The organism is Metabacillus sp. KH_069, from assembly GCF_057838075.1.
Genome location: NZ_CM174460.1, coordinates 3,840,261 through 3,858,925 on the forward strand (window position 1 = coordinate 3,840,261; position 18,665 = coordinate 3,858,925).

Below are 18,665 nucleotides of genomic sequence, written 5' to 3' on the forward strand. Positions count from 1 at the left end.
GATGAATGACCTCAGCCTTAATGACAGCTGAGGTGCACATTCATCATTCATTCAGCATGTTTTTTAAGTCCAGATTTAGTTGAAGAACGTTAACTCTTTCTTCTCCAAACACTCCAAGGTCTCTTCCTTGAACATGCTGCGTGATCAGTTTTTCAAGCTCTGATTGTTTGATTCCTGCTGCTTCTGAAACTCGATTGACTTGAGCATATGCCGCTTTTGGGCTTATATGCGGATCCAGTCCGGAGCCCGAATTTGTCAGCAGATCATTGGGCACTTCACTGATTGGCGTTTCCGGATTGTTTTTCTTCCATTCTTCGATGGATTCCTGCGTACGCTTCAGCATATCTTCATTGGATGGTGCATAGTTATTGGATCCTGAGCCGGCGCCATTATTGTCTATACTTGAAATTCTTCCATGAAAATAGCTGTCTCCTGCAAAGGTCTGCCCGATAAGCTCAGAACCTATCACATTGTGATTCTCATCATATACTAAGCTTCCATCTGCCTTTGCAGGAGAAATGGTTTGGGCAATCCCTGTTACTGCAGCTGGGTAAACCAACCCGCAGACTGCCATTAATAATAAGCTCATTCTGATGATCGGACCGATGATCGATTGTTTTTCTTCCACTTTAAAAAACCTCTTTTCTTCTTATATAAATAAAGCAAGAACTGCATCAATGATTTTTATTCCGATGAAAGGAACCAGTACTCCCCCAAAACCGTATATAAGCAAGTTTCTTCTCAGCAAAGCATTCGAACTCATCGGTTTATAGCTGACGCCTTTCATAGCGAGAGGTATCAGAATTGGAATAATGACCGCGTTGAAGATGAGTGCTGAAAGAATAGCTGATATCGGTGAATCAAGTCTCATGATATTCAGCACGTTCATTTCAGGAATGGCAAGCATGAACATCGCAGGAATGATGGCAAAATATTTCGCGATATCGTTGGCAATGCTGAAGGTTGTCAAAGCCCCCCGTGTCATCAGCAGCTGTTTTCCGATCGAGACGACTTCAATAATTTTTGTTGGATTTGAATCTAAATCCACCATATTTGCTGCTTCCTTGGCAGCTGCCGTACCGCTGTTCATGGCAAGACCAACATCCGCCTGGGCGAGAGCTGGAGCATCATTTGTACCATCGCCCGTCATCGCAACAAGCTTGCCTTGTGATTGTTCATACTTAATGACTTCAATTTTATCCTCAGGCTTGCATTCTGCGATAAACTCATCAACGCCTGCTTCTTTAGCAATCGTTGCTGCTGTAAGTGGATTGTCGCCTGTGCACATGACGGTCTTGATTCCCATGCTGCGAAGCTTGTCAAAACGCTCTTTCATGCCTGGCTTTACTGTATCTTTCAAGTAAATCAGCCCAAAAATCTGATCGTTCATGGCTACAGCAAGAGGTGTGCCTCCAGCCTTTGATATTTCATCTGTTTTCCGGTCTAAATTAGAAGGAATGGTTCCGCCTTGTGAGAGAACCCATTTCTTTACGGCTTCTACCGCCCCTTTTCTGACAACACTCCCATCCGCAAGGTCCATTCCGCTCATGCGCGTTTCTGCCTTAAATTCGATAAACGTTCCGCCTATTGCGATATCTGTATTAAAGACAAGCTGTTTCTTCTTCAGCAGTTCAAGAACAGATCTTCCTTCTGGTGTTTCATCTTCAAGTGAGCTAATGGCCGTCCATTGAGCCAGATCCTGCATCGCGTGATTTCCGACTGGAGTAAACTCACTTGCCATCCTGTTCCCAAACGTGATCGTTCCTGTTTTATCTAAAATGATGGTATTAATATCGCCAGCAGCTTCAACCGCTTTCCCTGACATGGCAATCACATTAAATTGTGTAACCCGGTCCATCCCCGCGATCCCAATCGCTGACAGAAGGCCGCCGATTGTTGTCGGTATTAAGCACACAAGCAAGGCAATCAATACTGGGATTTCAAGTTGAAAGCCGAGATAATTTGTATAAAAAGGCAATGTGACAACCACAATCATAAAGATAAGAGTCAAGCTTGTTAAAACCGTATTTAAAGCAATTTCATTCGGTGTTTTTTGACGCTGCGCCCCTTCAACAAGCGCAATCATTTTATCAAGGAATGATTCACCGGGATCACTCGTAATTCTTACCTTGATTTGATCGCTGACAACCTTTGTGCCGCCTGTAACAGAGTTGAAGTCTCCTCCCGCTTCTTTTATTACAGGTGCAGATTCTCCCGTAATGGCTGATTCATCTACTGAGGCAAGGCCTGAAATGACCTCTCCGTCCCCTGGAATAAATTCACCCTGCGAAACGATGACGACATCTCCTTTACGGAGCGAAGCGGAATCTGTTTTTTCCACATCTCCATTAGGTTTTACCTTATTTGCCGTCATTTCTTTTTTCGAATTCTTAAGAGAATTCGCCTGTGCCATTCCCCGGCCCTCTGCAAGTGCTTCTGCGAAATTCGCAAATAGAACCGTAAACAGAAGAATCAGGGATACCGTCAGATTAACCCAGACATTAACTTCAGTTGAACCAAAAGCAGAAGGGAAAAATGTAAGAAGCAGTGTTAGAGCAAATCCGATTTCGACAATGAACATGATTGGATTTTTCACCATAACCCGCGGATCTAATTTGAAAAAGGATGCTTTAATGGCGTTCACTATAAGCCCCTTTTCTGCAGGCTTTTTGTTTTCTTTGTTATCATCATCAGGCTGCATCTGTTCAGAAGCTTTGTTCAGTTCATATCTCTCAGCAGTCTTTACTGCTGTTGCTAAAGATGGCTTACTCATTTCAGGATCCTCCAATTAGGTTTATAAAGTTAAGAGCTCTGCTACCGGTCCCAGAACCAATACCGGGAAGAATGTCAAAGCCCCGACAATAAAGACAGCTCCTACAAAAATGGTTCCAAAGAGTCCAGTATCTGTACGGAATGTGCCGATTGTCTCGGGTACAATCTTTTTAGCGGCCAAAGAAGCTCCTACTGCAAGCATGGCAATAATCCCAAAGTATCTTCCGACAAACATGACAATTCCGGTCGAGATATTCCAAAATGGCGTTGCATCCCCAAGCCCTTCAAATCCTGAACCATTATTGGCTGCAGAAGATGTGTACTCGTAAAGAACCTGGGAGAGCCCGTGAAACCCTGGATTTGAAATCCCATCCGAACCAAGCGGTGTATACAAAGCAACGGCTGTTGAAGCCAGAATCAAAAACGGATGGATAAGCAGCGTCACAGCGATCAGCTTCATTTCTTTTCCTTCTATTTTCTTGCCCAGGAATTCCGGAGTACGTCCGACCATTAACCCCGACAGGAAAACGGCTATGATAGCATACATGATAATGTTCATAAAGCCTGCCCCAATACCGCCAAACACCGTATTCAGCAGCATATTGGATAAAGCCAGCATCCCAGTTACAGGTGACAGCGTATCATGCATCGTATTGACGGCTCCAGTTTCAGAAGCGGTTGTCACGATGGCATAAAGAGTAGATTGATCTGCACCAAACCGAACTTCTTTCCCTTCCATGCTGCCGGATGCCTGCTCAAGGCCGGCTTCAGCTAATCTTGGATTTCCCTGGAATTCTGCATAAAGGGATGTACCTAGAAACACCACAAATATCATCGCCATTGCAGCAAATAAAATTCTTCCCTGTTTCGCATTCCCTACCATCTTTCCATACGTAAAGGGAATGGCTGTCGGAATCAGCAGCATCAAGAGGATCTGAAGCAAGTTGCTGATCGCATTCGGGTTTTCAAACGGATGGGCTGAGTTTACTCCGAAAAAACCTCCGCCGTTGTTTCCAACTTCCTTAATAGATAAAAGAGAAGCAACCGGTCCTCTTGCGATTGTCTGCTCGGCACCTTCCACCGTTGTGGCCGTAACACTTGAATCGAGTGTTTGCGGTACCCCAAGAAAAACGAAGATCAGTGCAGCGATAAAAGCAATCGGAAGAAGAACACGTGTGATAGACCGGATTAGATCAATAAAGAAATTTCCAAGCGGATTTCCTGCGAGACCTCTTATTAATGCAATTGCAGCCGCAAATGCAGTTGCAGGGGCGACGAACATCATAAACGTTATAGCAATCATCTGAGATAAATAGGACAGGCCGCTTTCTCCGCTGTAATGTTGGAGATTTGTATTTGTCATAAAACTGATGGCCGTATTAAAAGCAAGGGTTGGATCCATCCCTGCCATGCCGCTCGGATTCAGCGGCAGGTTTCCTTGAAAACGAAACACTAGATACACAATAAAAATCATGAACATATTTGAAAATAAAAGAGAAGTTGCATATTGTCTGAAGCTTTGATCTACCTGTTTAATTCCGCTTATCTTATAAACCGCTTTTTCCACAGGACCGAATACTGCATCCAATTTAGTAGATTGGTACGTAAAAGCCCGGGCTATATAATGTCCCGCCGGCTTTGCCAGCAGCACGGCAAGTGCCAAAGTAACAATGATTGAAATGATGGATAGTACGCTCAAGGTCTTTTCCTCCGCAAGTTAAAATTTTTCTGGATTTACCAATGCATAAAGCAAATAAAGGGTAATCGCGGCAATGCCGAGAAGCAAGACGATCATCATTTCTCTCCCCTGCCTTCTTTCACAATTTCATCCGACCATTTGACAAGCCCCGCCATTACTAATGCAAGGGCAGCAAATGCAAGTAACATCATACTGTCTAACATGTCGTTCCCCCCTGTTCTTACTGAATCAGAAATTTCACATTATCTTGTTTCGAATAAAAAACGTGCTTTGCCCCGAGCAGTTCATAAAGCTTTGCCGGGTAATTGGCTTTTTTAGTGATGACTGTAATCGGAGCTCTTACACTGGCTTTGAGAATTTCAATTAACTGACACGTTTCTGCGATTTTGTCTTCCAGCAGAAGCACTCTTGCGATCGGTTCATGTATAAGCAGATACTGAACATTCTGCCTGATAAAATAAATCGTTTTGAACCCTCTGCTTTTCAAATACCTCTGCACACTGTAATCTCCTGTTACAAATGCAAGTGAAGAGTCATCCGGGAGAATTTCATCCATGCAGCCGAGCCTTGAATAGCTTGGAATGCAAATCAGCATCGCTTCCATGACGTTCCCTGCCTTTTCTGATTCAATAAAAAAGCCGCGGAAGAGGGATCTCTTCCGCGGCTTTTAGCATCACTAAAGAAACGTGACGTATCACTGCGATTTTGATTTTCCCTCACAACGCTTTCGGGGTTAGCTGTCGGATTCGGGCTATGAGAGTAGCCCTACCATTTTTCAAATGGACTCACCCCTAGTGGTTTTCACCACAAAAGATTGGGTCCCCCGATTTCATTAAGAAATTAAGCGATTAGGTTTTTTTTACAAATATTTAATTAATTTACATTTAAAAAGCATACAAAAGAACACTGAGGCATAGACCCAGTGTTCTCCACAAAGGTATCCTCTCTCAGAACGCTTACGAGGTTAGCTGTCGGATTCGGGCAATTGAGAGTAGCCCTACCATTTTTCAAATGGACTCACCCCTAGTGATTTTCACCACAAAAGATTGGGTCCCCCGCTCCTATTTAAGGATTAAGCGATTATCGGATTTTATTTTTCAAGTCGATTAATTGTGCACCGTCCCTTCTCTTAAGACGCTTACGAGGTTAGCTGCCGGGTTAGGGCATAAGAGTTGCCCCTCTTTCGCATGCTGCGATCGATTCACCCCAAGTGCCGGAATCACACCGATGTGGGTCCCCCGCTCCAAATTGGATTAAGCGATCTGGTATAACTTAGCAATGTTGCATGAGAGTAATATTACGCCTGTGATTTTAAGTTGTAAAGAACAATAAAACCGCTAAAATCATCAAATATGACGAAAAACTGTTAAATATGTTCAAAATAGTGACCAAATAAAATCCTAGCTTATTTATTCGCTGTTTTTCTTCTAAAATGAATATAACGACTAAAATAGTTAGGTATATTTAGAGGTCCTCTCAAAGTAATCTTCAATTACATTTTCATTTTAAGCATTTTATCTTTTACTCATTATGACTGCCCTGCATTATGAACAGAAAATCCGTAAACACTAATGATGAGGTTAAATAACAGGCAACAAAATAATTATTTTAAAATAGTAAAATTCGTTTTCGGGAGGTCCTATGAGTACTTTATTCAGAAAGAAATCCATTACAGAGATGGTGAAGCAAAGCGAACAAAAATCGCTCGATCGAACGATGGGGGCTTTTGATTTAACGCTGCTTGGAATCGGAGCCATAGTCGGAACCGGGATCTTCGTTTTAACAGGTGTGGTCGCTGCTGAAGCTGCTGGACCTGCCCTGATTCTCTCTTTTATATTGTCTGGAATTGCATGTGCTCTGGCTGCCTTTTGCTATGCCGAATTCGCCTCATCTGTTCCAATCTCAGGAAGCGTTTATACTTACACATATGCAACTCTCGGAGAACTGTTTGCCTTTTTGATTGGCTGGGATTTAATGCTTGAATATCTGCTTGCAACATCTGCTGTTGCAACTGGCTGGTCTGCCTACTTTCAATCACTGCTTGCAGGATTTGACACTGCATTGCCCGAGGTCCTTACCTCTGCACCGGGTGCGGGGAAAGGCGGATTGATTGATTTGCCTGCCGTATTAATTATTTTTATAATTACGGCACTATTATCAAAAGGAATTAAGGAAAGTACACGGGTTAACAATATCATGGTATTTGTTAAGCTTGCTGTCATCGTCGCCTTCATCATTGCTGGCGTCTGGTATGTAAAGCCTGCTAACTGGACCCCGTTTGTTCCATTTGGCTTTGATGGGATTGTAACTGGCGCTGCAACAGTTTTCTTTGCTTACATAGGCTTTGATGCAGTCGCTACCGCGGCAGAAGAGGTAAAAAGACCGCAGCGTGACGTTCCGATCGGCATTATTGCTTCCCTTACTGTTTGTACGATTCTCTACATAGCTGTATCCTTAATTTTAACGGGTATGGTTCCTTATACTGAGCTCAATGTCGCTGATCCCGTATCGTTTGCCCTGCATTATGTCGGACAAAATACTCTTGCAGGATTTGTATCTGTAGGCGCAATAGCAGGGATTACTACTGTTCTGCTTGTGATGATGTATGCTCAGGTCCGCATTTCGTTTGCGATGAGCAGGGACGGTTTGCTTCCAAGTGTTTTATCAAGTGTTCACTCCGCATTTAAAACACCTTTTAAAAATACGTGGATTACTGGTTTAGTTGCAGCCGCGATTGCAGGATTTGTGGATTTAACAACACTTGCCCACCTTGTAAATTTAGGGACATTGGCTGCGTTCACACTTATATCTATCGCTGTAATCGTCTTAAGAAAAACCCATCCAAACCTTGAGCGGGCATTCAAGGTGCCATTTGTGCCCGTTTTCCCTGCAATCAGTGCATTATTTTGCATTTACTTGATGACAAGCCTGCCTGGCATTACATGGACAGCATTTTTCATCTGGATCTCAATAGGAACTATCATTTACTTTGTTTATGCACGGAAAAACAGCAAGCTTTCAAGCTAAGAAAAGCAGAAACACCTTGGTTAGATCCAGTCTGAACAAAGTGCTTAAGTTGAAGCCAGACAGCACTGCGCCTGCTTCGCCATAAAAAAATCCTTTCTCCAGTAATTGGAGGAAGGATTTTTTTATGATCTTCTTACTTGCCTGAAGAAATAGCCGACAAGAAGAAAAGCAACTGCAAAAGAAGCCATGACAATAAATTTCAGGTGATCATGCAGCATGCTTTGACCAAGCGATGGTTTTACATCTGGAACTGCTTGTTTCATCACGTTCCCGGCATCTGCTGTTTCAGGTTTTAATTTATGAGTGGCGAGCTCTCTTCCATCCTCTCCTTCAACAGCAAGAAGTCCATCTAAGTCGACATCTGTTGTGATGCTTTCATTAAATTTTTTAGCATAATAAAGAGGTTCATTCAGTGTAAACTTTTGCCCGCTCTGATCTTTAAAGGCTGTACCTTCTGAAATAAATTCAGATGTGAAATGATTAAAGCCAAAATCCATTAATTTCACGGTATCTTTATATGACATACGGTCTGTTTTAGCATTTAGTACAATAGCAATCAGACTGATATTCTCTCTTTCAGCAAGAGTGGATAAAGTAAAACCGGATTGGCTTACATAGCCGTTCTTTCCGCCAATCATACCCTCATACGGTGTTACTTTAAGAAGCTTGTGATGATTATGAAGCGTTGTATCCCATGTTTCTCCGTCCCACTTCAATTCTTCTGTTGAAAAAATCTCTCTAAATATATCATTTTGTGAAGCGTACTGAGTCAGTTTTGCAAGATCTTCAGCAGTCGTTACATGTTCAGGATCAAACAGGCCGTGCGGGTTGGTGAAATTGGTGTGCTGAAGCCCTGCTTTTGACTTTAGAAATGCTGTCATTTCCGCAGAAAAGGTCTCAGTATCACCGCTGATATGTTCAGCAATCGCCACACCTGCATCATTTCCTGAATTGATCAACAAGCCCTGGATGAGCTTTTTCATGGGAACCTGCTCGCCTTCTTCAAGGTAAACCCTTGTTCCATCAACACTTCTGGCATTTTTGCTGACCGTAACAATATCTTCCATATTTCCATTTTCAATCGCATAGATAGCTGTAGCCATCTTCGTTACACTTGCAGGGTACATGATGGCATCACTGTCTTTTGAATAGAGAATCTGACCTGATGCAGCATCAATCAATACTGCCGATTCACTTTGTATGTCTGGTTCTTTTAAAGGGAGTTCTTCAGCAAACGCTTTAAATGAAAATAATGCTGATAAAAACATGCATCCTGTTAGGGTCAAAGTGGCTTTAATCATTTTAAAAAAATCTCCTGTATAGTTGTTAGATTATTATTCTATATTCAATCCATATACAAGCATAACAGGAAGGAATAAAGCGTGACAATGTCAAGATATAGAAATGGCCGTATATTCTTGCATTTGACTTTCATGATCTCCGGAATTATAATTGACTGACGAACGTCAGGAAGGTGAAAAAAATGACATCAGATCAAATTAAAGAAGCTGCTATACGCAATTTTGCAGCACATGGATATGAGGGTGCATCTTTAGCAGCAATTGCAAATGAAGTTGGCATCAAAAAACAATCCATCTATACTCATTTCAAGAGCAAGGATGAACTTTTTCTTACTGTCATGACTGAGGTGCTTGAAAACGAAATTGAGTATATAAAAAACTACTTCGTTTTCTCTAATTCCGTTTCCTTAAAAGAAGCGCTTTATCATTACCTGTCAGAATATATCATCCGCTATGAAAAAGACGATAAAACAAAGTTCATGCTCAGGATCAGTTTTTTGCCGCCAGTTCATCTCTACGATGAAGTGATGAAGAAAGTGTACACCTATTTGGATACTTTTGAAGAGCTGCTTACAACCATCTTCAATGATCAAAAAGCTATATCAATAGAGCAATCAGATGCAGTGATAGCCTATATGGGACTGGTTGATGCAGTTCTGGTTGAAATTCTTTACGGCGGCGCAGAACGATTTAAAAAGAGATTAGATGGGTGTTTTAGTGTTTACTGGAACGGGATTATCTCTCAGAAAGGAAGAACATCATGAATCGCGACTGGATAAACGTTTTTTTAGCCGGATTCATCGAAGTGATCTGGGTGGCGGGATTAAAATACTCAGACATTTGGTATGAATGGCTTATTACCATTATTACAATATGTGTCAGTTTTTATTTGCTGATCAGTGCAACTAAAAGACTGCCCGTGAGTACAGTTTACGCAGTCTTTACAGGACTTGGCGCTGCAGGAACCGTTATTTCAGAAATTCTCTTTTTTAACGAGCCATTTCAGCTTATCAAAATACTTTTAATCATCGTCTTAGTTGGCGGTGTCATTGGACTAAAAACATTGTCTGATGATAAAAAAGAGGAGGCTGCGAACTGATGGACTGGATTTTACTGATAGCAGCAGGCCTATCTGAAGTTGTCGGAGTCATCGGAATCAACAAAATGAAAGATTCTAAAGGAATCGTTCCCTTGCTGATCATGATTGCAGGCTTTTCATTCAGCTTTCTTCTATTAAATCAATCTCTGCAGACCATTTCGCTTGGAACCGCATATTCTGTCTGGACAGGAATTGGATCTGCAGGCAGCGCACTTGTAGGCATTTTATTTTACGGAGATTCAAGCAGCTGGAAAAGAATCCTTTTTATCAGCATGATCATCTCAGCTACAGTTGGATTGAAGCTTGTTTCATAAGGAGTTTTCATTGTGAGCCATTTAGTTAAATATTCATTTCTTGTTCTGGTCGGCGCATGCAGCTACGGCGTTATTTCTACCATCATTAAAATTGCCTACATGCACGGATTTACAGTGAACGAAGTGATTGGAAGCCAATATTTGTTCGGTTTTTTCATGTTTTTGATCTGTGTGACCTTTTTCTCAAGAAAAAAAATCCCTTTAAAGCAGGCGCTTGTCTTAATGATTACAGGAACCACTACCAGTTTGACTGGTATTTTTTACGGAAAATCTCTTGAGACGGTTCCCGCATCTATTGCCATTATCCTATTATTTCAATTTACTTGGATTGGGATTGTCATTGAGGCAATCGCTGTGAAAAAGCTGCCGGGTCCTGATAAGGTGCTTGCTGCATGCATTCTTTTAATAGGCACATTTTTGGCGGGAAACATCTTTGGCCAAAATGCTTTTAGTTTCAGTGATCCCGGAATCATCTGGGGACTATTATCGGCTGTTTCCTTTTCACTGTTTATTTTTGCAAGCGGAAGAGTGGCTGCCGAATTGCCGTCTTTAAACCGGAGTTTGTTTATGTCATTGGGTGCTGCACTCTTTTTAATAATCACCTTTTCACCTGATTTTCTGACTAATGGCTCCATGCAGTCAGGATTATGGGTGTATGCATTGCTGCTGGGCTTTTTTGGCGTATTCATACCCGTTGTCTTGTTTTCAATTGGAACACCCAAAATTGGTTCAGGCATTGCAACGATTTTAGGCGCAGCTGAACTGCCGACGGCCATTCTCTGCTCTATACTTATCTTAAAAGAGCAAGTTACACTTTTACAGACAGCCGGCATCGGCATGATCCTTGTTGGAATTGTAACACCTCAGCTTTATCACTTTTTAAAACTTAAGCAGCCTGAGAAGGATAGCATTTCTTCGTGAGAGTAAAAAAGTGGGGGCTGTTCAGAAAGTCTGTTTTCGCATAAAATGGTTGTTTTCGATTATAAATGTTGTCCGTTCCTTTCCGCTCCATTCAAGATTTTTAACATGTAATCTAAAACAACAAAGTTTAGGAAAAGAGCCTACAGAAAAAGCAGGCAGGAAATAACTTTTGTTTTTCCTGCCTGCTTCATTTTAGAGACTTATTGGACAATCCCCTCTTTTTTTCTTTACGCTTTAAGATGAGAAACCAGCTTTTCAGCAGTTTCATTTAATTGTTCCTGAGTCAGAAAACGAACACCGTGCGTGATAAATGCAGGGAGAAAACGCATCCCTGTCAGGTTAGCCATTGCCTGAAATGGCTTGGTCAATTCACTCATGCTGTACTCGTTGTAGCCTCCTGCTTGATAGGCCGCTTCCGGCCCTCCAGTGGACATGGCTAAAACAAACTCTTTGCCGTGAAGCTTCGTTCCTTCAGAACCATACGCCCATCCATATGAAAGCACGGTATCCTGCCATTCTTTTAGTAAAGACGGGCTGCTGTACCAGTAGAACGGAAATTGAAAAACGATTCTGTCGTGCTCCAATAACATTTTCTGTTCACGTTCAACATTTACCTTAAAGTCTGGGTATTCATGATAAAGATCATGAACCGTTACATCACTTTCTCTGCGGAGTCTTTCCATCCACGTTTTGTTTACTGCTGAATTTTCAAGATTTGGGTGAGCTGCTATAACTAATGTTTTCATATTAAATTCTCCTCTTTTCGTTTATATATATACAAATATCAGGTTAAATTTTTTTATATTTTCTCTTCATAAATAACTTCTTTTGAAATCACATCTCAAAAATGCATCTCAACAAACCCTTTGCTTGTTAAGGTACCTGCATAAACACCTTTCGGCTGTAATTCCTAATGAAGACTGTCTGCTAAACTGCGGATTCTATCTCTTTACCTCCATTAGTCATTTGTATATGCAAATGAAAACTTAAAAAAATTTTTATTTTTCTTTCTCTAATTTATTGCTTGCTTCATGAAGCATTTTGCTTAAATTTAAGCTGAAATCGCGTCCGAGTACATCAGAATAGTCTTCAAAGAGATCCTTTAAAGAATCACGGAACTGGGTGTACACTTTTTCTCCTTCTTCTGTCAGCGAGATAAATGATTGCTTGCCGTTCACTTTTCGGTTCACAAGCTGCTGCTTCTCAAGCTTATCAATAAATCTAGTACTGGTTGACGGTGCAATTGACAGCTTTTTGCATAGTTCTTTTTGTGTAATTTCCGGATGGAACTTCACAGTCATGATCAAATACAAATAAGAAGGAGCAAGATCTCCAACGTTAAAAACTTGTTCAGCAAGTTTCGTCATATTGCGGGCAAAGCGGTTTGCAGTAAAATAGAGGCAATGAATTAATACTTGTTCTTCTTCATTCACTTTCATCAGTCCTTTTTTCATTTGCATATACAAATTAACATGAAAAAAAGCTGAAGTCAACTGTATTTGACTTCAGCTTACTCAATTGAAAACGTTCGCATAGCTTCAGCAGCTTGTTCTTCAGTTACGTAAGGTGTATGGAAGTAAACTCTTACCCATGTTTTTTCTTCTGTCTGAACGAAATAGTGATAGGTTTGAATAGCAGTCATTGTTTTAACATGCTCGAGTATTCTTACAGCAGGATACTTTAAGTCATTTATTTCTTTTTTTTCAAAGATTCCAGGTCCGCTTTCAAGGCTTTGCTTTTCTTCAGGTGTAGTTGGAGCTGTGCCTCCTACAGTCCTTTCACCTTGTTTAAAAATCAGTGTATTTACGCTTCCCTCTGCTTCGATTCCATCAGGAAGCTGTATGCTGTATTTCGCTCCCCCATTTCGTGCATCCTCCCCTTTTTCACCACTTACAAAAAAGAGAGAAAAGATGCCAACTCCGATTAAAAGAAACAATGTGACTGACAGCTGGAATACCCTGTGCATCACGGCAAGGGAAACTCCTGGCCGATTCTTGGAAAGGGCCTTGCTGATTCTCTCGCGCTGTTCGGGAGATAACGTTTTTTTCGGAAACTGAAGATTTTCAGGATTCAAGTTCAGCCCCTCCTTTCTTAATAGCATCCTGTCCATTCTGATTTAGTTTCTTCATTGCCCTGTAATACGTGCGGCTGACTTTTTCCCTTGTCCAGCCGAGAACTTCTGACGTTTCTTCCACAGAAAGCTCAGAGATCACTCTCAGCATGACTACATCTCGGTATTCTGTTTTCAGTGCATCGATTGCTTTGCAGGCTTCCCTTATGTTTTCATGTTCTATCAGAATGTCATCAGGACTTTTCGGCAGCTCGGGTTTTGGCAGCCAAGAAAGAAACCGTTTCTTGCGGCGCTGATCGATGACAAGTTTTCTGGCAATGCCAATCAGCCATGTTTTCGGATGAGAATCCCCGCGAAAATTGCTTTTTAAAGCCCTGAAGAACACTTCTTGGACATCATCTTCCACATCATGAGTTCCTTTGTAGTAAACAAGGAAGTGATACAGATCATCTCCGAACAGCTTAAACATCCGCTCGATTTCCCTGTGATGTTCGTTCATTTATCCACCCCGTTTGGACTCTTTACCTAATTAGACGTCTATTTATTTTCATTCTCTCACTTAAATTAAAAAAATTCAGTCTTTTCAGACTGAATTTTTCAACGAAATTCACTAAACTTGTCCAACCCAATCAGACTGGGCTGCTTTTTGGAAGAGAGACCTTATTTCTTTGTACTCTTTTTCAGTAAGATTTCCCTTGCTCGCGAGTTTGGCATTCTGGGTCCATCTGTCTGGCTTCGCTGTCCCGACGATGGCCGTATGGACACCGGGAACGGTCAAAGTAAAACGAAGAGCTTTTTCAACAGCTTCTGTCAGATTCCCCTCCAGAAAGCTATATTCCAGCTTATGAAACCTTTCCCAATATTCCTGATAGTAGCCATTCTCAGGCTTCTCTTGATAGTTCCAGGCGACATTGGCAATCGGCCGTTTTGCAATAATGCCCATTTCCCTTTTCAAAGCCTCTGGAATGGTGAGATCAATTGCTTCCTGATCAGCTATGCTTACAGACGTTTCAAATGTATCAAACGCCCCGGTTTTTATGGCGTAAAGGGCATCTGTATGATCTCCGCTGTAGCCAATGTACCGGGTTTTTCCTTTTTCCTTTGCCCGCCTTAAAACGTCAATAACATCCCCTTTGCGCAGGACTTCCTCAGAACAGCTATGGAGATGAATGGTATCCACATAGTCCGTTTTCAGCCTTTTCAAGCTGCGGTCAATCGATTGTTCAAGCATGGCAGGATCCCAGTCATCACCGTTTAAACCCGATGTATGTCCGCATTTTGTAAATAAATAATAATCGTCTCTTCTATGAGACATGGTGCTGCCGATTAATTCTTCGCTGATGTTATAGCATTCTGCCGTGTCTATGACATTCAAACCTGCATCAAGAGCGGTGCCAAGCAGACGGTCGACTGTTTCAGGCGTTGCTTCTGAAAAGCCTATTTCTGCTGCTCCAAAACCTAGAACACTTACATTCATATCTGTTTTACCGAAAGCGCGCCGTTCCATATCATCATTCCTTTCTGCATGTCTGCGCTTTAATTTTATAATAATTCTGATAATTATACGAAAGATTCACCTTGAATCTAGAAATCTCTTACGCCCGCTTTTCGATGAAAGCATCTATAATAAAGGAAAGAATATAAGATACGGAGGAGAAATGGATGTCCAAAAAGACCGTGCTTATCACCGGGGCTTCAAGCGGGTTTGGCATGCTTGCTGCACAGAGACTTGCAAAGGCCGGATATGATGTGATTGCAACAATGAGGAACATGGGAAAGAAGGATTTGCTGATGAAATCGATTGAGGATGATGGCTTGAGCGACCGTGTGACTCTGCTTAAGCTTGATGTCACGTCCGCTGACTCCATTCAGGCGCTTACCCAATTTTTGAATGAAAGAGGCAAAATAGACATTCTTATTAATAACGCTGGATATGCATATGGAGGCTTCGGCGAGGAAATAACTGTGGATGAGTACCGAGAGCAATTTGAGACGAATTTTTTTGGCGTGATTGCCGTTACACAAGCTGTTCTTCCTTTTATGCGGTCACAGCGAAGCGGCAAGATCATTAATATGAGCAGCATCAGCGGATTGATTGGTTTTCCTGGATTGTCTCCGTATGTTTCGTCAAAACATGCACTTGAAGGCTTCAGTGAAAGTCTTCGCCTAGAAGTAAAGCCGTTCGGAATTGATGTCATTTTGGTTGAGCCCGGGTCTTTTTCTACAAATATTTGGACAACAGGCAAGAAAGTGTCGCCTGTTTCAATGGATGCAAGTTCTCCTTATTATCAATATATGATTGGAATAGAAAATGAACTTGAACTGGGAAGAGAAAAGCTTGGAAATCCAGCCGAAGTTGTTGAACTCATAGTAAAACTTTGTGAAAAAAAGACGGTTGTTAAATTGAGATACATAGTTGGGAAAGGGGTTCGTCTGTCTCTTTTCTTAAAAAGAGTTCTGCCGTGGAGCGTTTGGGAAGCGATTATTATTGGGAAACTGCTGCCCAATAAGAAATAGGGGCTGGGACAAATGGTTTTCAGCCAAAGAAAAATCCAAACTATTATGTGAAATTCCAATTTGAATTTCGTTTTAGTTCGGATTTTTTTCTTTGGCTCTTTTCATAAATATTGTTGCTACAGTACTAAATGTTAGAAACCTTAAGTGGATTGCAGCGGAAGGAACTTGACTCCTGCGGGAAATAGAGCAAAATGGGAGACCCCACAGGCAACGCCGAGGAGGCTCCCATGCTCCCCGCGGAAAGCAAGTTCCTGGAGCGGAAAGGAACGGACATTATTTATCATGAAAAACAACAATTTATGGGAAAATAGCCCTTTCTTTTAAAGGTTTTCGCACTATTCAATGTTCGGCTTTCATTCAGGAGAGGATCGTTACGTCCCAGTCTCTTTACTGTTCCACTCCTTTATTGCATATAATTCTTAATTTCATTCTCCAATTTTGCTTAGAGGCACAAATGTAGGAATCGTGCTTCCGTCATATTCTTTTTCAATAAATTTTGCAGTATCTTCTTCTTGATATAGTTCAACAATTCTCTTCAATTCTTTGCGATCTTTATCTTCTGTACGTGCTGCAATAATGTTGATATATGGAGTAGCCGTTTCATCTTCATGGAAAATGGAGTCCTTCACTGGGCTAAAGCCTGCATCCACAGCAATACCGTTATTAATGATTGATCCCGCTACGTCAGGAAGCACACGCGGTGTCTGGCCTGCAACAACAGGGACAATTTCTAGGTTTTTTGGATTTGAGACGATTTTGTCCAATGAACCATTTCCATCAAAGTCCTCAGGCAATTCAATTAAGCCTGCATCCTGAAGCAGAAGGAACGCTCTGCCCATATTTGTTGCTTCGTTTGGCACGGCAATTTTTCCGCCTTCTGGAATGTCTTTAACTGATTTATATTTTTCAGAGTAAAGCCCAAGCGGCGCGATGACAGTTGTACCAATCGGTGAAAGATCAAGATCGTGTTCTTTTTTGAATGCGTTAAAATAAGAGATAGTCTGGAATGCATTTGCATCAAGCTCACCTTCTGATAGTGCCAGATTTGGCTGTACGTAATCTGAGAATGTGACGATCTCAATATTGATGCCCTCTTTTTCAGCTTTCTTTGCAACAAAATCCCAAATGCGGTTATCTGATCCGCTAACGCCAATTTTGACATTTACTTCTTCTTTTCCGTTTGCTGTTTTGTTTCCGCAGCCCGCAGCAAGAGCTCCCAATACTAGAATTAGTGCTAAGATTATAAATTTTTTCATCCTGTTTCTCTCCCTATCGTCTTCTGATTTTTTTAGATAATAAGTTACCTGATGACTGAAGTCCCTGAACGAGCACAACAAGGATTGTAACAGTAATGATCATGACCGCCGTATCAAAGCGCTGATAGCCGTATGTAATGGCGAGATCCCCGAGTCCTCCTCCGCCGACAGCACCTGCCATCGCTGATGCTCCGACAAGACCGACTGTAGCGATTGTAAGGCTTAAAACAAGCGAGCTTAATGCTTCCGGAACGATAAATTTAAAGATGATTTGCGCTGGTGTTGCTCCCATAGCTTCTGCTGCCTCGATGACCCCTGGATCCACTTCTAATAATGAGTTTTCAATCAATCTCGCAATATATGGACCTGCATAAAAGACAAGCGGTACTACAGCTGCTGCTGTCCCAATTGAAGTTCCTACAATTAATCTGGTAAGAGGAACAATTGCGACCATTAAAATGATAAAGGGTACAGAACGGAAGATATTGACGACGCCGTTCAAGATATTAAAAATAATGGCATTCTCCCATAGGTGACCTTTTCTTGTGATGACCAGCAGCACACCAAGCGGCAGTCCGATCAAGGTTGAGAAAAGCAATGAAAAACCTGTCATCGCAAGTGTTTCTATCAGTGCATCAATAATTTGCTGTGAATCAACTAGCATGTGCTTCCACCTCTTTCACTGTGACATTTTCCTGATTCATCACTAATAAAGCCCGTTTAATTTCACTTTCCGTTCCCTGAAGTTCAACAATCAAATGACCGAACGGGATGCCCTGAAGCTCTGTGATGTTTCCAAATAAAACATTGATATCAAGATCAAACCGTTTTGCAATCTGAGATAGCAGCGGCTGTCCTGAAGATTTGCCGACAAAGTTAATTTTGAAAATCTGTCCCGGAGCATTCTCCTCCTGCACTAATTTCAGCACAGATTCCGGGATGGAATCGTTCAGAACCGAGCTGACAAAATTCGAAGCTGTTTTTGTTTGCGGATTTGAGAAAACATCGAAGACTGAACCTGATTCGATAATTTTTCCGCCCTCGATCACGGCCACCCTGTCGCAAACCTCCCTGATGACGGACATCTCATGGGTGATCATTAAAATCGTTATGTTGTATTCCTGATTAATCTTCTTCAAAAGCTTCAGAATGGAGCCTGTTGTTTGAGGATCAAGTGCGGACGTTGCTTCATCGCACAATAGAATAGAAGGCTGTGTTGCAAGTGCTCTGGCTATTCCGACACGCTGCTTTTGACCGCCTGATAATTGGTCAGGATATTGGTTCGCTTTATCCTCTAAACCTACAAATGACAATAATTCTGTTACTCTTTCTTTGATTACTTTTTGAGAGGTTTTTGCAAGAAGAAGCGGCATCGCAACATTGGCGAATACCGTTTTGGAATTCAGCAGATTGAAATGCTGAAAGACCATGCCGATTTTGCGCTTAACCTGCCTTACTTCCTTTTGGGAAAGAGCTGTTAAATCAAGATTATCGACAATGATTTTCCCAGAGCTTGGACGCTCAAGCAAATTCACTGTGCGGATCAGTGTGCTTTTACCGGCTCCGCTGAATCCGATCACTCCGCAAATTTCCCCTTGTTTAACATGAAGGTCAATGCCGTCAAGTGCTCTCACTTCATTACCTCCGCTGTTATAAACCTTTGTGACGCCTTCAAATTGAATCATATG

Annotated in this window: 21 protein-coding genes and 3 riboswitches; of the genes, 6 read left to right on the forward strand and 15 right to left on the reverse strand. The window is 41.7% G+C overall.

Features of this window, described 5'->3' with window-relative positions:
* Positions 1 to 43: 43 nt before the first annotated feature.
* The 6 genes from kdpC to AC3ISE_RS19400 form a co-directional block, all read right to left on the reverse strand.
* Complete coding sequence (gene kdpC, locus AC3ISE_RS19375) at positions 44 to 628, reverse strand: potassium-transporting ATPase subunit KdpC (protein WP_489222221.1); 585 nt, start codon at positions 626 to 628, stop codon at positions 44 to 46.
* A gap of 21 nt (positions 629 to 649) precedes the next feature.
* Positions 650 to 2,701 carry a potassium-transporting ATPase subunit KdpB gene (kdpB, locus tag AC3ISE_RS19380; RefSeq protein ID WP_489224390.1) on the reverse strand — a complete coding sequence of 684 codons (2,052 nt, stop codon included), beginning with the start codon at positions 2,699 to 2,701 and terminating at the stop codon, positions 650 to 652.
* A gap of 93 nt (positions 2,702 to 2,794) precedes the next feature.
* Positions 2,795 to 4,456, reverse strand: a complete 1,662-nt coding sequence (kdpA, locus tag AC3ISE_RS19385) for a potassium-transporting ATPase subunit KdpA (protein ID WP_489224391.1) — start codon at positions 4,454 to 4,456, stop codon at positions 2,795 to 2,797.
* Positions 4,457 to 4,489: 33 nt separating this feature from the next.
* On the reverse strand, positions 4,490 to 4,570 hold the full coding sequence (locus tag AC3ISE_RS19390; protein ID WP_070874812.1) for a potassium-transporting ATPase subunit F: 81 nt from the start codon (positions 4,568 to 4,570) through the stop codon (positions 4,490 to 4,492).
* On the reverse strand, positions 4,567 to 4,674 hold the full coding sequence (locus AC3ISE_RS19395) for a hypothetical protein (RefSeq protein ID WP_133312534.1): 108 nt from the start codon (positions 4,672 to 4,674) through the stop codon (positions 4,567 to 4,569). The genes AC3ISE_RS19390 and AC3ISE_RS19395 overlap by 4 nt, the downstream gene beginning before the upstream one ends.
* Before the next feature lie 17 nt (positions 4,675 to 4,691).
* Positions 4,692 to 5,075, reverse strand: coding sequence for a hypothetical protein (locus tag AC3ISE_RS19400; protein WP_489222222.1), 384 nt, complete (start codon positions 5,073 to 5,075; stop codon positions 4,692 to 4,694).
* Positions 5,076 to 5,179: 104 nt separating this feature from the next.
* Positions 5,180 to 5,328: riboswitch (cyclic di-AMP (ydaO/yuaA leader) on the reverse strand.
* Positions 5,329 to 5,408: 80 nt separating this feature from the next.
* Positions 5,409 to 5,560: riboswitch (cyclic di-AMP (ydaO/yuaA leader) on the reverse strand.
* Between the two features lie 30 nt (positions 5,561 to 5,590).
* Positions 5,591 to 5,741: riboswitch (cyclic di-AMP (ydaO/yuaA leader) on the reverse strand.
* 371 nt (positions 5,742 to 6,112) lie between these two features.
* On the opposite strand from AC3ISE_RS19400, the gene bcaP reads away from it, so the two are divergent.
* On the forward strand, positions 6,113 to 7,498 hold the full coding sequence (bcaP, locus tag AC3ISE_RS19405) for a branched-chain amino acid transporter BcaP (protein ID WP_489222223.1): 1,386 nt from the start codon (positions 6,113 to 6,115) through the stop codon (positions 7,496 to 7,498).
* A 122-nt stretch (positions 7,499 to 7,620) separates the two neighbouring features.
* On the opposite strand, the gene AC3ISE_RS19410 is transcribed toward bcaP, so the two are convergent.
* The gene (locus AC3ISE_RS19410) at positions 7,621 to 8,799 is read right to left on the reverse strand and encodes a D-alanyl-D-alanine carboxypeptidase family protein (RefSeq protein WP_489222224.1); all 1,179 of its coding nucleotides are present in this window, start codon (positions 8,797 to 8,799) and stop codon (positions 7,621 to 7,623) included.
* A gap of 182 nt (positions 8,800 to 8,981) precedes the next feature.
* Between AC3ISE_RS19410 and AC3ISE_RS19415 the strand changes: the two genes are divergently transcribed.
* From AC3ISE_RS19415 to AC3ISE_RS19430, 4 genes are read left to right on the forward strand one after another with little or no spacing between them, the layout of a single operon-like run.
* Entirely contained in the window at positions 8,982 to 9,563 is a 582-nt protein-coding gene (locus AC3ISE_RS19415; protein ID WP_489222225.1) for a TetR/AcrR family transcriptional regulator, read from the forward strand.
* Positions 9,560 to 9,898, forward strand: coding sequence for a DMT family transporter (locus tag AC3ISE_RS19420; protein ID WP_489222226.1), 339 nt, complete (start codon positions 9,560 to 9,562; stop codon positions 9,896 to 9,898). The genes AC3ISE_RS19415 and AC3ISE_RS19420 overlap by 4 nt, the downstream gene beginning before the upstream one ends.
* The gene (locus AC3ISE_RS19425) at positions 9,898 to 10,212 is read left to right on the forward strand and encodes a DMT family transporter (protein WP_489222227.1); all 315 of its coding nucleotides are present in this window, start codon (positions 9,898 to 9,900) and stop codon (positions 10,210 to 10,212) included. Before AC3ISE_RS19420 ends, AC3ISE_RS19425 begins: the two co-directional genes overlap by 1 nt.
* A gap of 12 nt (positions 10,213 to 10,224) precedes the next feature.
* Positions 10,225 to 11,133: an EamA family transporter gene (locus AC3ISE_RS19430; protein WP_489222228.1), complete on the forward strand. Its 909-nt coding sequence runs from the start codon at positions 10,225 to 10,227 to the stop codon at positions 11,131 to 11,133.
* A gap of 227 nt (positions 11,134 to 11,360) precedes the next feature.
* On the opposite strand, the gene AC3ISE_RS19435 is transcribed toward AC3ISE_RS19430, so the two are convergent.
* From AC3ISE_RS19435 to AC3ISE_RS19455, 5 genes are all read right to left on the reverse strand, one after another.
* Positions 11,361 to 11,879, reverse strand: coding sequence for an NAD(P)H-dependent oxidoreductase (locus AC3ISE_RS19435; protein ID WP_489222229.1), 519 nt, complete (start codon positions 11,877 to 11,879; stop codon positions 11,361 to 11,363).
* Positions 11,880 to 12,131: 252 nt separating this feature from the next.
* Entirely contained in the window at positions 12,132 to 12,593 is a 462-nt protein-coding gene (locus AC3ISE_RS19440; RefSeq protein WP_489222230.1) for a MarR family winged helix-turn-helix transcriptional regulator, read from the reverse strand.
* 50 nt (positions 12,594 to 12,643) lie between these two features.
* Complete coding sequence (locus tag AC3ISE_RS19445; RefSeq protein WP_489222231.1) at positions 12,644 to 13,207, reverse strand: hypothetical protein; 564 nt, start codon at positions 13,205 to 13,207, stop codon at positions 12,644 to 12,646.
* Positions 13,197 to 13,703, reverse strand: coding sequence for an RNA polymerase sigma factor (locus AC3ISE_RS19450; protein ID WP_489222232.1), 507 nt, complete (start codon positions 13,701 to 13,703; stop codon positions 13,197 to 13,199). Before AC3ISE_RS19450 ends, AC3ISE_RS19445 begins: the two co-directional genes overlap by 11 nt.
* A 111-nt stretch (positions 13,704 to 13,814) precedes the next feature.
* Positions 13,815 to 14,711, reverse strand: a complete 897-nt coding sequence (locus AC3ISE_RS19455) for an aldo/keto reductase (RefSeq protein WP_489222233.1) — start codon at positions 14,709 to 14,711, stop codon at positions 13,815 to 13,817.
* Positions 14,712 to 14,866: 155 nt separating this feature from the next.
* Between AC3ISE_RS19455 and AC3ISE_RS19460 the strand changes: the two genes are divergently transcribed.
* Positions 14,867 to 15,721 carry an oxidoreductase gene (locus AC3ISE_RS19460; protein WP_489222234.1) on the forward strand — a complete coding sequence of 285 codons (855 nt, stop codon included), beginning with the start codon at positions 14,867 to 14,869 and terminating at the stop codon, positions 15,719 to 15,721.
* A 425-nt stretch (positions 15,722 to 16,146) separates the two neighbouring features.
* Here AC3ISE_RS19460 and AC3ISE_RS19465 read toward each other — a convergent pair whose 3' ends face one another.
* The 3 genes from AC3ISE_RS19465 to AC3ISE_RS19475 are packed head-to-tail and all read right to left on the reverse strand — an operon-like array spanning position 16,147 to position 18,662.
* Complete coding sequence (locus AC3ISE_RS19465; RefSeq protein WP_489222235.1) at positions 16,147 to 16,977, reverse strand: MetQ/NlpA family ABC transporter substrate-binding protein; 831 nt, start codon at positions 16,975 to 16,977, stop codon at positions 16,147 to 16,149.
* A gap of 13 nt (positions 16,978 to 16,990) precedes the next feature.
* Positions 16,991 to 17,641 (reverse strand): methionine ABC transporter permease, encoded by a 651-nt coding sequence (locus AC3ISE_RS19470; RefSeq protein WP_489222236.1) that lies wholly within the window; start codon positions 17,639 to 17,641, stop codon positions 16,991 to 16,993.
* A complete protein-coding gene (locus AC3ISE_RS19475; RefSeq protein WP_489222237.1) occupies positions 17,631 to 18,662 on the reverse strand; it encodes a methionine ABC transporter ATP-binding protein in 1,032 nt (343 codons plus the stop codon). The genes AC3ISE_RS19470 and AC3ISE_RS19475 overlap by 11 nt, the downstream gene beginning before the upstream one ends.
* Positions 18,663 to 18,665 lie beyond the last annotated feature (3 nt).

Bases quoted from the DNA above. Each gene is read 5' to 3' on its own strand.
- kdpB (WP_489224390.1), bottom strand. From the start codon at position 2,701: ATGCAGCCTGATGATGATAACAAAGAAAACAAAAAGCCTGCAGAAAAG.
- AC3ISE_RS19390 (WP_070874812.1), bottom strand. From the start codon at position 4,570: ATGATGATCGTCTTGCTTCTCGGCATTGCCGCGATTACCCTTTATTTG.
- AC3ISE_RS19395 (WP_133312534.1), bottom strand. From the start codon at position 4,674: ATGTTAGACAGTATGATGTTACTTGCATTTGCTGCCCTTGCATTAGTA.
- AC3ISE_RS19400 (WP_489222222.1), bottom strand. From the start codon at position 5,075: ATGGAAGCGATGCTGATTTGCATTCCAAGCTATTCAAGGCTCGGCTGC.
- bcaP (WP_489222223.1), top strand. From the start codon at position 6,113: ATGAGTACTTTATTCAGAAAGAAATCCATTACAGAGATGGTGAAGCAA.
- AC3ISE_RS19410 (WP_489222224.1), bottom strand. From the start codon at position 8,799: ATGATTAAAGCCACTTTGACCCTAACAGGATGCATGTTTTTATCAGCA.
- AC3ISE_RS19415 (WP_489222225.1), top strand. From the start codon at position 8,982: ATGACATCAGATCAAATTAAAGAAGCTGCTATACGCAATTTTGCAGCA.
- AC3ISE_RS19420 (WP_489222226.1), top strand. From the start codon at position 9,560: ATGAATCGCGACTGGATAAACGTTTTTTTAGCCGGATTCATCGAAGTG.
- AC3ISE_RS19425 (WP_489222227.1), top strand. From the start codon at position 9,898: ATGGACTGGATTTTACTGATAGCAGCAGGCCTATCTGAAGTTGTCGGA.
- AC3ISE_RS19435 (WP_489222229.1), bottom strand. From the start codon at position 11,879: ATGAAAACATTAGTTATAGCAGCTCACCCAAATCTTGAAAATTCAGCA.
- AC3ISE_RS19440 (WP_489222230.1), bottom strand. From the start codon at position 12,593: ATGCAAATGAAAAAAGGACTGATGAAAGTGAATGAAGAAGAACAAGTA.
- AC3ISE_RS19450 (WP_489222232.1), bottom strand. From the start codon at position 13,703: ATGAACGAACATCACAGGGAAATCGAGCGGATGTTTAAGCTGTTCGGA.
- AC3ISE_RS19455 (WP_489222233.1), bottom strand. From the start codon at position 14,711: ATGGAACGGCGCGCTTTCGGTAAAACAGATATGAATGTAAGTGTTCTA.
- AC3ISE_RS19460 (WP_489222234.1), top strand. From the start codon at position 14,867: ATGTCCAAAAAGACCGTGCTTATCACCGGGGCTTCAAGCGGGTTTGGC.
- AC3ISE_RS19465 (WP_489222235.1), bottom strand. From the start codon at position 16,977: ATGAAAAAATTTATAATCTTAGCACTAATTCTAGTATTGGGAGCTCTT.
- AC3ISE_RS19470 (WP_489222236.1), bottom strand. From the start codon at position 17,641: ATGCTAGTTGATTCACAGCAAATTATTGATGCACTGATAGAAACACTT.
- AC3ISE_RS19475 (WP_489222237.1), bottom strand. From the start codon at position 18,662: ATGATTCAATTTGAAGGCGTCACAAAGGTTTATAACAGCGGAGGTAAT.